Consider the following 11,385-nt stretch of genomic DNA (forward strand, 5'->3'; position numbering starts at 1 on the left):
GCCTCCTTACTCCTCGGTGAGGCGGCGGCAGCGCCGCTTCATCATCGCCAGCGCCTCGTCGGCGCGGGCGCCGGAGAGGTCGAAACTCCGCTCGTCGAGCAACACGCCGTCGGAGTTGTAGACGCGGACCAGCAGCCCCTCCGGCGTCTGGCCGACCGACAGGTCGAGGACGCCGTCGCCGGTCTCGTTGCCGGCGATGTCGAGGAAGTCGTTGATCTCGTCGAAGTTGGCCTCGATGTCGTCCGGCCAGACGCCCTCGGCGGTGAAGTCCAAGAGATCGTTCAGCCCGCCGACCGGCTCGCAGCGCTTCACCCGCGGATCGGCGGCGGCGACCGCTTCGGCGAAGGCGGCCATCGACTGGCGGATGCGCTCCTGCTCGATGGGGTCGATCTCCAGCTCCTGCCCGTCGTCGGCGAAGCCGAGCTTCAGCGGATCGGGCATGCCCTCCCCTTCCAGCTCCGCATCCTCCTCGATCACCAGACCGACGACGCCGACCAGCCGGGTGCCGCTGTCGTCGGCGGGGGCCAGCAGATCCTGCGTGCGGGCGAAGCTCTCCGCCTCCTCCGGCGAGGAGATCAGGCGGCGCAGCAGGGTGCGGCGGTCGGCGGCATCCAGGTAGGACAGCGGCTCCGGATCCAGCCACAGCGGCAGCAGCCGCATGTCGGCGGCCTTTTCCAGCAGCCCGGCCGAATCGAGCGCTTCCTCGATCACGCCCACCGGCGGCGGCGCGTCCAGCGGCCCGTCCACCTCCAGCACCAGCCAGAACAGGGTGGAGAGGGTCGGGTCGCCCTGCTCGTCGGTGCCCTGCGCGGTTTCGGAGAAGGCCTCGACCTCGTCCATGAAGTCGTAGCCTTCCTCCTCGCGCAGCTTGCCCACGGCCGCTTCGATCACGCCCTGGCGGTTGCCGTCCAGCACCTCGTCCAGCAGCGCGCCGAAACGCTCGTCGTTGTTGCGCCACAGCCGGACCAGCCGGTCGGCCGGCGTCCCGCTGAACTGGCCGCCCTTGCCGTTGACCCCGTCCTTTTTCGCCATGATGCGCCCGTTCCTTTCTGAATCGCTCGTCCGGTCGGCCAGACCATAGGAGTGCCGCGCCATCCTGTCGACCGCGATATCGTGACGGAGCATCCGCCGGGAACAGCGACGATTGGCCCCTTCCACCCGGACGGGAAAGAGGTAGGATCCGATCATCCATATTTCGGGTGATCCGCCATGGCCGAACGTCCGGTTTTTCCCAAAGACTTCCTGTGGGGCGCCTCCACCTCCGCCTATCAGATCGAGGGCGCGGCCGAGGCCGACGGGCGGGCGCCCAGCATCTGGGACAGCTTCTGCAAGCTGAAGGGCCGGGTCGACAATGGCGAGAGCGGCGACGTCGCCTGCGACCATTACCACCGGATGCCGGAGGATGTGGAGCTGATGGCCGAGCTGGGGCTGCAGGCCTACCGCTTCTCCGTCTCCTGGCCGCGGGTGCTGCCGCGCGGGCGCGGCGCGCCGAACGAAAAGGGGCTGGATTTCTACGACCGGCTGATCGACCGGCTGCTGGAGAAGAACATCGAGCCCTGGCTGTGCCTGTATCACTGGGACCTGCCGCAGGCCTTGCAGGACCAGGGCGGCTGGGCCGTCCGCGACGGCGCCGGATGGTTCGCCGATTACGCCGCGCTGTGCGCCCGGCGCTATGGCGACCGGGTGAAGCGCTGGGCCACCTTCAACGAATTCTCCGTCTTCACCCTGTTCGGCTGGGCCTTCGGCTGGGGGGCGCCGAGCATCGCCGACCGCGCCACCCACCTGAAGACGATCCACCACGTCAACCTCGCCCATGGCGCCGGGGTGGACGTGCTGCGCGCCCTGGTGCCGAATGCCTCCATCGGCGCGGTGCACAGCGTCCAGCCGATGCGGCCCGAGACCGACCGGCCGGAGGATGTCGAGGCCGCCGCCCTGTTCGACGAGCATTGGAACCGCGCCTTCCCCGACGCCCAGCTGCTGGCATATTATCCGCGCCGCATAGCCGAAGCCATCGAGCCCTATGTGCAGCCCGGCGACATGGCGCGCATCGCCCGGCCGCTGGACTGGTTCGGGCTGAACCATTACGCCCCGGTCTATGGCCGCAAGGACGACAGCCTGATCTGGGGCTTCGGATTCGGATCGCCGCCGGCGGGGATGAAGCGGACGGCCATCGACTGGCCCTATGACCCCGGCTGTTTCCGCGACACGCTGATCGACCTGACCCGCCGTTACCGCCTGCCGATCTATGTGACGGAGAACGGATACGGCACCAAGGCGGCGGAGGCCCCGGATGCCGAGGGGCGCGTGGTGGATGCCGAGCGGCTGGCCTACCTCCAGGCCTACATCGCCGCGATGGCGGAGGCGAAGGCGCGGGGGGCCGACGTGCGGGGATATTTCGTCTGGTCGCTGCTGGACAATTTCGAATGGGGCGGCGGCTACGGCACGCGGTTCGGCATCGTCCATGTCGATTTCACGACGCAAGCGCGGACCCCGAAGGAGTCGGCGCGCTGGTATTCGGAGCTGATCCGAGGGGGCTGACGCGGCGCCGCCCGCCCGCCTTGGCCGGCGGAGCGGCGGCGGATGGAACAGTGTGGAACGGATTTCGCGCGCTGTTCCATCCGTCCACCGGCACCGGGGCGGGATCGGGGAGCGCCGCGGCGACCGGCTCCACCGGCCGCGGACGGGAACGGTCGCCGCCGGGGCCGGCGGGCGTCGGGGGCGGAGCGGCCGGCTCGGGCTGCGGCGGCGATGAGGGCTGAGGGGGCGGCTGCGGCGATTGCGGGGGCGATTGCGGGGCCGGCGTTGCCGCCGGTTCCGGGGACGGGGCGGGCCGGTCGGGCTGGGGAGCGCGCGCCGCCGGTCTGGCCGGGGCGTCGAGCCCGGCGAACAGGCCGAGCCGTTCGGCCAGCCAGCGCACCGTCTTCGGATCGCCCATCGACACCAGCCGCTCGATCTGTTCCGCCACCAGGGTGCGGATCGAGGCAAGGCGCAGGTCCGCCTCCCGGTTCAACGCCTGCCGTTCCCACCAGACGCGATGGCGGAAATCCCGCGATCCGTAATAGGCCCGCCACAGGGTGGTGCGGCTGCATCCCATGGCGCGGGCGACGTAGAGGAAGGAACAGCCGCGCGCCAGCATGCCGGCGGCCATGATCCATTGTTCCTCGTTGAACTGCGATCCGGGAACCAGCGAGCCGTCGGCGGGGACCGGCGGCTCCTCCGCCCAGCAGGGGAAATGGTCGTCGGAGAGGGTGCGGCTGTCGAGCGGCATGGCGGGGCTCCGCGGGTGGATGGGACCAGCGGGGGAGGATATAGGAATTTTTTCTGGTTGAGGGGTTTTTGTCCCACGGCGGGATTCGCGACACTTTAGCTCGAGCAATGCCACGCAAGATTGGTTTTCCGTGGAATTTTTCACGCTATAATGCATTTAAATGGATAGATACACGAAGAATGCTGTTCATCCACATCTGATTGGTTATGTACGGATGTCCATTGACGATCAGAAACTTGACCTCCAGATCGCGGCGCTGATCGCCGCCGAAATTCGGCCCAACGATGTACGGTCGGACAAGACCAATAGCTTGCGGTCCGAACAGCCAGTGTTAGCCGGCGCGTTGAAGGCTTTTCGTCGGAGCGACACGCTCATGGTGTGGCGCCTAGACCGATTGGCGCACAGCACCAAGGAGCTGCTGCCCATAGGTGATCGATTGCAGGAAGCGAAGGTAAGCTTGCGAAGCTTGAGTGAATATCTCGACACCAGCACAGCAACGGGCAAGCTCGTGTTCACCCTAGTCTCGACCATGGCTGAGTTTGAACGCAATCTTATCAGTGAGCGGACCAAGTCTGGTATGAGCGCGGCACGGGATCGGGGATTGCCGGAAGGGCATCCGGCTAAGCTGGTGGAAAAGCGGTTAAGTATAGCTGAATTTGTGGTGTCTAGGCAGTAGATGAAAGACTAATTTCCAATCAGCAATTAAAACTGAAAGCACTTCAGAAAACGTTTAGCGAAAATAATCACTTCTGGGCAACTGTCACGAAATGGAGGATTGAAAATGCGCATTGAATGCGATGGCTGCGGTACATTTGTAGATGCGGATATTAAAGGATCCTATAACACCTTTGATGAATTTAGCCAAGATAATATAGAATACTCCATTTTACAATGCCCGTCGTGTGACGGGCCAATACTGGTGTCAAGAGAGATTTATTACGTTGGACAGGGAAATATGGAGTATGCAACTCCAAAAGTTTTGTACCCTAAATTTACTAAAAAAATTTGAAACCGAGATACCTGACAATATACAGTTTAATTACGAGGAAGCCGAGAAATGTCTGAAAGTAAAGGCTTATACTGCTTCGGTTATTATGTGCAGGAGAACACTAGAAAGTGTTTGCGACCATTTCGAATATAAGAAAGGTGATCTATATTTTAAGCTCAAAGAGTTGGATGATAAGCATATAATTGATAAAACAATTTCAGAATGGGCAACGATGCTGAGATTAGAAGGAAACTCTGCAGCTCATGACATTGCTGAGAGCCTGACCCGAAAAGAATTGAGTGATTTCAGTCTCTTGTGATTCGATTGATGTTGCGAAGCATGACGAATGACAAGACAATGTGGACTGAAATCACCCGAGCGCAGTATCAGCGAAAAGGATTGAGGTATTCAAGCGACACGACGGACGCGGAGTGGGCGGTGCTCGAACCACTCCTCCCGGCGGCTCGACGCTTGGGACGGCCGCGAACGGTCAACGTGCGCGAGATCGTGAACGGCATCCTCTTTCTGGCGACCTCCGGGTGCCAGTGGCGGCAACTGCCGAAGGATTTCCCGCCGATGACGACGGTCCAGCGCTATTTCTACCGCTGGCGCGACGATGGGACCTGGGAGACGATCAATCACGCCTTGGTGGCGATGGTTCGGGAAAGCATGGGACGGGAGGCCAGCCCGACAGCGGGGGTGATCGACAGCCAGTCGGTCAAGACGACGGAAGCAGGTGGCCCCCGTGGCTACGACGCGGGCAAGTGCATCAAGGGGCGCAAGCGGCATGTGTTGACCGACACCAATGGCTTGCTGGTCGCCGCCATCGTTCATGCCGCCGACATCCAGGACCGTGATGGCGCCCCGGCGCTCCTCGCCTCCGTTCGCACGCTCTTCCCCTGGCTTCGCCACGTCTTCGCGGACGGCGGCTACGCTGGACCCAAGCTGGAAACCGCTTTGGCTCAGATCGGGACATGGACTCTGGAGATCGTCAAGCGGTCCGACGCCGCCAAAGGCTTTGAACTGCTGCCTCGGCGGTGGGTCGTTGAGCGTACAATCGCTTGGCTTAACCGCAATCGCCGCCTCGCCAAGGACTTCGAGGCCACCGTCGAGAGTGCCGTCGCCTGGGTCTTCATCGCCAGCGTCAAACTGCTCTCAAGACGGGTGGCTCGAACATAGACACAGCTTTGCCGATTCCGAGTCGGACTCTAAGGACAGTCGAGAGATGGCCGCGCTACCACACGTTTTTATTACGGGTGGTGGAGTGGATGCGGTGGAGGACGCGTTAGCGCGCCCTGGTTTTCCAACGCAGCATTTTCCCGCAGTGCAAAACATCATAAATATTGGCACATTTAATGGAGGTGCGATCCAACAGGGTACCAATCGGTCGACACAGATTACCGGGAATGCCGGAAGCCTGTCAGGAATGGACCTTACCAAGTTAGCGGCTGAGTTTGCATCCCTTCGGACCGCTGTCCTACCACAAGCCAGTAGTCCAGAACACTTTTCCGCTATCGGACGCCTATCCGAAGCCCAAATTGGGGCCGAAGCCAATGACGCATCAAAGGTACAACAGGCTCTGGCATCGATCGGTCAGGCTGGCCAATGGCTACTCTCCACATCCGAGAAGATCGGGGTTGGACTAGGGCGTGTCGTCAGTTGAGCCAGATGACAGCCGACACGAGGTAAACAGCCGCCAAGAAAGTGCTGGCAAGCTTGTCGTATCGAGTTGCAATGGCTCGGAAGCCCTTCAGCTTGTTGAAGAATCGCTCGACGAGATTACGTTCGCGGTACAAGGCGAAATCGGTATCGCGGGCGATCAGCCGATTAGCCTTGGACGGGATGACGGGGACGATGTCGCGCTCCTTCAATGCGTCGATCAGGGCGTCGCCATCATAGGCCTTGTCGGCGATGAGGGCCTGCGGCTCGACCGCGTCGAGCAGAGGGGCGGCTTGGCTGAAGTCAGAGGCCTGACCGGGGGTCAGGGAGATCGCCACCGGGTTGCCCAAGGCGTCCACGATGGCATGGATCTTCGTCGTCAGCCCCCCTCGTGATCGGCCGATGGCTTGGCAGGCGCCCCCTTTTTTCGCGCCCCGGCGCTGTGCTGGTGGGCGCGGACGATGGTCGCGTCGAGCATCATGTACTCGTTGTCGCTGTCCTCGGCCAGGGCTTTGAAAAGGCGCTCGAACACCCCGCTCTCGCACCAGCGGCGGTAGCGGCGGTGGGTGTTCTTCCAATCCCCGAACCGGGTGGGCAGGTCGCGCCAGGGAATGCCAGCCCGGTAACGGTACAGCACCGCCTCGACGAACAGGCGGTTGTCCTTCGCCGTCCCCCCGACATGGCCTACCCGCCCCGGCAGAAAATCCTGGACCCGCTCCCACTGATCGTCGCGCAAAGCATAGCGTCGCATTCGTCGGCCCTCCCGTCAGCCGACCCTCTATGAATCACGCATTCCTACCGCTGGGAATCCCATAACTGACGACACGCCCTAGCAACCGCTGCACTAAAAACAAATCTTGGATTGTAAATCCTTCTCTTTTTCCATGCATTGACAAAGGGTCGTTTATTGAACAAGCGACCTCGGCTGTCGTGGTGCTGACGTGAAAGGGAGCGGCCAGAGCATGGGACCGCTGTCGCGAAAGGGGCAGCCGCGGCCGTCCTGGCGTTGTCGTGAAAAGGGGTGGTTCGCCGTTAGCGAATAGCAGCTTGACCGTTGATTCGCTATCAGCGATCATGTCTGCATGAAGCTCGTGATCGAAGCCACTGCGCTGAAGGTTCTGCTCCGCATGCCAAAGGGCGATGCGGCCGGGCTGCGGGACAAGCTGAAGACCTTCGCCGCCGCTCCTTATGACCCCCATCCCTGGGCGAAGGCGTTCGGCGGCGGGCAAGGCCGCATCCGCCACGGGGACTGGCGGGCCATCTACCAGATCGACGGCGATGCGCTGTTGGTCACGGTGCTGAAGGTCGGGAACCGCAAGGAGGTCTATCGATGAACGCTCTGCCAATCACGCCGATTGCCGAGACGGCGGACAGCGTCACCCTCAGCCGGGCCGACTTCGAGGCCCTGGCCGATCTGGTGACGGACGCCCAGGACTTGGCCGACGCCGAAACCGTAAAGGCACGGCTCGCTGCGGGGGAGACGGAGACTTTTCCGTTCGAGGTCGCGGAGCGCATCCTTGATGGGGAGCATCCTGTTGCGGTGCTCCGCGAGCATCGCGGCCTCACGGCCCGCGGACTGGCGGAAGCCGCAGGCGTGGCTCCGTCCTACCTGTCCGAGATTGAGAACGGGAAAAAGCCCGGCAGCTTCGACGCGATGGCCCGCATCGCCGGTGCGCTCCAGGTGCCGCTGGACCTGCTGGTCCGCCACTGAACCGCTGTCGCGAAGGGGAGTGCATTTGTCCATCTGACAAGTCTCACTCCCTACCCCCCTGCTTCGTCCCTCCCCCACCCATCCACCGCAAAAATTTCGCTCCACACCCCAACAATCCGCAACGGGATTTTCCGAACACACCCGTTCCGCGCCCAACCCGCAAAATCATTTGCCTGCAAAGGGCGCACACTCGTTCCAACGAAGGATAATCGAGGGAACGAGACATGGACGGCATGCCGACGGGCCTGCGGGCGGAGCGCGATCACGGTCGGGCTCCTGACCGGATCGACCGCAGCTATCGCCTGGACGACCGCTACAGCCGCGCCGGGGGGCAGGTCTATCTGTCGGGGACGCAGGCGCTGGTCCGGCTGCTGCTGCTCCAGGCGGAGAGCGACCGGCGGGCCGGGCTGAACACGGCGGGATTCGTCAGCGGCTATCGCGGGTCGCCGCTGGGCGGGCTGGATCAGGCGCTGTGGCAGGCGCGCACGCATCTGGACGCCCATGCCATCCGCTTCGTCCCCGGCGTCAACGAGGATCTGGGCGCAACCGCCGTCATGGGGACCCAGCAGGTCGAATCCTCGGGCGAGGGCAAGGTCGATGGCGTGTTCGGCATGTGGTACGGCAAGGGGCCGGGGGTGGACCGCTCCGGCGACGTGCTGAAACATGCCAACGCCTATGGCAGCTCGCCGCGCGGCGGGGTGCTGGCGGTGGCCGGCGACGACCATGGCTGCGTGTCGTCCAGCATGCCGCACCAGAGCGACCTCGCCATGATCGCATGGTCGATGCCGGTGCTGAACCCGGCGGGCATCCGCGACTATCTGGAGTTCGGGCTGTACGGCTATGCCCTGTCGCGCTTCTCCGGCGCCTGGGTCGGGTTCAAGGCGATCTCGGAATCGGTGGAAAGCTCGGGCACGGTGCGGATTCCGGCGCTGGAGGGCGGATACCTGCCGGTGGCGTTCGATCCGCCGCCGGGGGGGCTGCATTACCGCTGGCCCGACCTGCCCAGCCTCGCCATCGAGGAAAGGCTGGCCGCCAAGGTCGCGGCGGTGAAGGCCTTCGCCCGCGTCAACCGCATCGACCGCACCGTGATGGGCGGCAGTTCCGGCCGGGGCGGCTGGCTGCGCATCGTCACCACCGGCAAGGCGCATCTCGATGTGATGGAGGCGCTGCGGCTGCTCGGCATCGGGCCGGCGGAGGCGGAGCGGATCGGGCTGTCGGTCCACAAGATCGGGCTGTCCTGGCCGCTGGAGCCGGACTTCGCGCTCGCCGCCGCCCGCGGCGCCGACGAGGTGCTGGTGGTGGAGGAGAAGGCGCCGGTCGTCGAGGGGCAGCTGAAGGATCTGCTGTTCCACCTGCCGGCCGGGGAGCGGCCGCGCGCCGTGGTCGGCAAGACCGACGAGTTCGGCGCCCCGCTGCTGCCCGCCACCGGGGAACTGCGGCCCTGGATCGTCGCCAAGGCTCTGGTGGAGCGCATCCGCCACCGCTTTCCGGAACAGGATTTTGTAGGGCGGCTGGCGGAGCTGCTGCCGGGGGAGGCTCCCGCTGCCCCTGCAATCAATCCTGCTCTGGCGCGGACGCCCTATTTCTGCTCCGGCTGTCCGCACAACAGCTCGACCAAGGTGCCGGAGGGGAGCAAGGCGATGGCCGGCATCGGCTGCCACTTCATGGCGTCGTGGATGGACCGCGACACGGTGGGGCTGAGCCAGATGGGCGGCGAGGGCGTCAGCTGGATCGGGCAGGCGCCGTTCAGCAAGCGGCCGCACATCTTCCAGAATCTGGGCGAGGGCACCTATTTCCATTCCGGCCTGCTGGCGATCCGGCAGGCGGTGGCTGCCAAAATCAACATCACCTACAAGATCCTGTTCAACGACGCCGTCGCCATGACCGGCGGCCAGCCGGTGGACGGCCCGATCTCCGTCGACGCCATCACCCGCCAGCTGGCGGCGGAGGGCATCACCCGCATCGCCGTGGTCAGCGACGCGCCGGAGAAGTATGACAGCCGGTCGGGGCTGGCGCCCTTCACCACGGTGCATCACCGCGAGGAATTGGACGCCGTGCAGCGCGAGATGCGCGAGATTCCCGGCGTTACCGCCATCGTCTATGAGCAGACCTGCGCGGCGGAGAAGCGGCGGCGGCGCAAGCGCGGCACCATGGCCGACCCGGCGCGGCGGATGGTGATCAACGATCTGGTCTGCGAAGGCTGCGGCGACTGCGGCAAGAAGTCGAACTGCCTGTCGGTGCAGCCGAAACAGACCGAATTCGGGGTGAAGCGGCAGATCGACCAATCCAGCTGCAACAAGGATTATTCCTGCGCCGACGGCTTCTGCCCCAGCTTCGTCTCGGTGGTGGGCGGGAGCTTGCGCAAGCCGGAGCCGGACAGGGTCGCCGCGCGCTTCGCCGGGGAACTGGCGGCGCTGCCGCTGCCGCGCTATGGCGCAGCTGGAGATTTGGCGGAGATCCTGATCGTCGGGGTCGGCGGCACCGGCGTCGTCACCATCGGCGCGGTGCTGGCGATGGCTGCGCATCTGGAGGGCAAGGCGTCCTCGGTGCTGGACTTCATGGGCTTCGCGCAGAAGGGCGGTGCGGTCTACAGCTATCTGCGGGTGGCGGGGGATGCGGCGCTGCTCCATCAGGCGCGGATCGACCCGAAGCGGGCGCAGCTGGTGCTGGCCTGCGACACGGTGGTCGCGGCCTCGCCGGACGCGCTGAAGACGGTGCGGCTGGGGCGGACGCGGGTGGTGGCCAACGCCCATGTGGCGCCGACCGGGGCCTTCACCCGCGACGGCGCCAAGCTGCCGGATGCGGGGGCTCTGCTGCGCAGCCTGCGCCGGGCGGCGGGGGCCGAGCAGGTCGAGGTGGTGGACGCCAACCGGGTGGTCACCGCGCTGTTCGGCGACAGCATCCTCGCCAACGTCTTCCTGATGGGCGTCGCCTTCCAGAAGGGGCTGCTGCCGGTCGGGCTGGAGGCGCTGACCCGCGCCATCGAGCTGAACGGCACCGGCGTCGCCGCCAACCTGCGCGCCTTCGCCTTCGGCCGCCTCGCCGCGCACCGACCGGAAGCTCTGGCGGGGCTGGGGGCGGAGGAGGGGGCGCCGGCTGCTGACCTCGCCGGCATCGTGGAGCGGCGGGCGGCCTTCCTGGCGGAGTATCAGGACCGCGCCTATGCCGGGCGCTACCGCGCGCTGGTGGAGCGGGCACGGCAGGCGGAAGGCCGCGTGGCTCCCGGTTCGACCGCGCTGGCCGAGGCGGTGGCGCGCAGCGCCTTCAAGCTGATGGCCTACAAGGACGAGTATGAGGTCGCCCGGCTGCACAGCGATCCGGTCTTCCGCAAAAGCCTGGAGGAGCGGTTCGAGGGGGATTGGAAGCCGGTCTTCCACCTCGCCCCTCCCCTGCTGTCGCGCGACACCAACGGCCATGGCGAGCCGCGCAAGATGGCGCTGGGCGCCTGGATCCTGCCGGTGTTCCGCGGGCTTGCGGCTTGCAAACGGCTGCGCGGCACGGCGCTCGACCCGTTCGGCTATACGGCGGAGCGGAAGATGGAGCGCGCGCTGATCGCCCGCTATGAGGCGACGGTGGCGGAGATCGCGGAACGGCTGTCGGCGGACAGGCTCGCCACCGCGGTGGAGCTGGCCGCGCTGCCGCAGGAGATCCGCGGCTTCGGGCCGGTCAAGCAGCGGGCCTGGGAGGCGGTCGAGCCGCGCTGGCGGGCGCTGGAGGAGCGGCTGCGGCAGCGGGAGACGGCGCGGGCGGCGTGAGGGG

The 11,385-nt window shown here is 65.2% G+C and carries 10 protein-coding genes and 1 pseudogene; 7 read left to right on the forward strand and 4 right to left on the reverse strand.

Annotation, left to right across the window (positions count from 1 at the left end):
- Window positions 1–6 precede the first annotated feature (6 nt).
- The gene (locus AZOLI_RS23385; RefSeq protein ID WP_014249670.1) at window positions 7–1,032 is read right to left on the reverse strand and encodes a hypothetical protein; all 1,026 of its coding nucleotides are present in this window, start codon (window positions 1,030–1,032) and stop codon (window positions 7–9) included.
- 177 nt (window positions 1,033–1,209) lie between these two features.
- Here AZOLI_RS23385 and AZOLI_RS23390 point away from each other — a divergent pair, with 177 nt between their 5' ends.
- A complete protein-coding gene (locus AZOLI_RS23390; RefSeq protein WP_014249671.1) occupies window positions 1,210–2,538 on the forward strand; it encodes a GH1 family beta-glucosidase in 1,329 nt (442 codons plus the stop codon).
- On the opposite strand, the gene AZOLI_RS33375 is transcribed toward AZOLI_RS23390, so the two are convergent.
- Complete coding sequence (locus AZOLI_RS33375; protein WP_014249672.1) at window positions 2,471–3,268, reverse strand: hypothetical protein; 798 nt, start codon at window positions 3,266–3,268, stop codon at window positions 2,471–2,473. The genes AZOLI_RS23390 and AZOLI_RS33375 overlap by 68 nt on opposite strands.
- Before the next feature lie 160 nt (window positions 3,269–3,428).
- Between AZOLI_RS33375 and AZOLI_RS23400 the strand changes: the two genes are divergently transcribed.
- The 3 genes from AZOLI_RS23400 (at window position 3,429) to AZOLI_RS23405 (ending at window position 5,435) form a co-directional block, all read left to right on the forward strand.
- Window positions 3,429–3,944: a recombinase family protein gene (locus tag AZOLI_RS23400; protein WP_014249673.1), complete on the forward strand. Its 516-nt coding sequence runs from the start codon at window positions 3,429–3,431 to the stop codon at window positions 3,942–3,944.
- A gap of 286 nt (window positions 3,945–4,230) precedes the next feature.
- A complete protein-coding gene (locus AZOLI_RS31630; RefSeq protein WP_162488390.1) occupies window positions 4,231–4,575 on the forward strand; it encodes a DUF4145 domain-containing protein in 345 nt (114 codons plus the stop codon).
- Window positions 4,576–4,613: 38 nt separating this feature from the next.
- Window positions 4,614–5,435, forward strand: a complete 822-nt coding sequence (locus AZOLI_RS23405; RefSeq protein ID WP_012976163.1) for an IS5-like element ISAli1 family transposase — start codon at window positions 4,614–4,616, stop codon at window positions 5,433–5,435.
- Between the two features lie 476 nt (window positions 5,436–5,911).
- Here the strand turns inward: AZOLI_RS23405 and AZOLI_RS31635 are convergent, their stop codons facing one another.
- Window positions 5,912–6,460 (reverse strand): IS5 family transposase, encoded by a 549-nt coding sequence (locus AZOLI_RS31635; protein ID WP_244442499.1) that lies wholly within the window; start codon window positions 6,458–6,460, stop codon window positions 5,912–5,914.
- A pseudogene (locus AZOLI_RS33380) lies at window positions 6,388–6,666 on the reverse strand (transposase); the annotation flags it as partial. The gene AZOLI_RS31635 and the pseudogene AZOLI_RS33380, both read right to left, overlap by 73 nt.
- A 331-nt stretch (window positions 6,667–6,997) precedes the next feature.
- Here AZOLI_RS33380 and AZOLI_RS23420 point away from each other — a divergent pair.
- The 3 genes from AZOLI_RS23420 (at window position 6,998) to AZOLI_RS23430 (ending at window position 11,381) form a co-directional block, all read left to right on the forward strand.
- Window positions 6,998–7,249: a type II toxin-antitoxin system RelE family toxin gene (locus tag AZOLI_RS23420; RefSeq protein ID WP_014249676.1), complete on the forward strand. Its 252-nt coding sequence runs from the start codon at window positions 6,998–7,000 to the stop codon at window positions 7,247–7,249.
- Window positions 7,246–7,626 carry a helix-turn-helix domain-containing protein gene (locus tag AZOLI_RS23425; RefSeq protein ID WP_014249677.1) on the forward strand — a complete coding sequence of 127 codons (381 nt, stop codon included), beginning with the start codon at window positions 7,246–7,248 and terminating at the stop codon, window positions 7,624–7,626. Before AZOLI_RS23420 ends, AZOLI_RS23425 begins: the two co-directional genes overlap by 4 nt.
- Before the next feature lie 224 nt (window positions 7,627–7,850).
- On the forward strand, window positions 7,851–11,381 hold the full coding sequence (locus tag AZOLI_RS23430; RefSeq protein WP_014249678.1) for an indolepyruvate ferredoxin oxidoreductase family protein: 3,531 nt from the start codon (window positions 7,851–7,853) through the stop codon (window positions 11,379–11,381).
- The last annotated feature ends 4 nt before the right edge of the window (window positions 11,382–11,385 follow it).

This window comes from Azospirillum lipoferum 4B, assembly GCF_000283655.1.
GTDB lineage: Bacteria > Pseudomonadota > Alphaproteobacteria > Azospirillales > Azospirillaceae > Azospirillum > Azospirillum lipoferum_C.

Bases quoted from the DNA above. Each gene is read 5' to 3' on its own strand.
- AZOLI_RS23385 (WP_014249670.1), bottom strand. From the start codon at position 1,032: ATGGCGAAAAAGGACGGGGTCAACGGCAAGGGCGGCCAGTTCAGCGGG.
- AZOLI_RS23390 (WP_014249671.1), top strand. From the start codon at position 1,210: ATGGCCGAACGTCCGGTTTTTCCCAAAGACTTCCTGTGGGGCGCCTCC.
- AZOLI_RS33375 (WP_014249672.1), bottom strand. From the start codon at position 3,268: ATGCCGCTCGACAGCCGCACCCTCTCCGACGACCATTTCCCCTGCTGG.
- AZOLI_RS23400 (WP_014249673.1), top strand. From the start codon at position 3,429: ATGGATAGATACACGAAGAATGCTGTTCATCCACATCTGATTGGTTAT.
- AZOLI_RS31630 (WP_162488390.1), top strand. From the start codon at position 4,231: ATGCAACTCCAAAAGTTTTGTACCCTAAATTTACTAAAAAAATTTGAA.
- AZOLI_RS23405 (WP_012976163.1), top strand. From the start codon at position 4,614: ATGTGGACTGAAATCACCCGAGCGCAGTATCAGCGAAAAGGATTGAGG.
- AZOLI_RS23420 (WP_014249676.1), top strand. From the start codon at position 6,998: ATGAAGCTCGTGATCGAAGCCACTGCGCTGAAGGTTCTGCTCCGCATG.
- AZOLI_RS23425 (WP_014249677.1), top strand. From the start codon at position 7,246: ATGAACGCTCTGCCAATCACGCCGATTGCCGAGACGGCGGACAGCGTC.
- AZOLI_RS23430 (WP_014249678.1), top strand. From the start codon at position 7,851: ATGGACGGCATGCCGACGGGCCTGCGGGCGGAGCGCGATCACGGTCGG.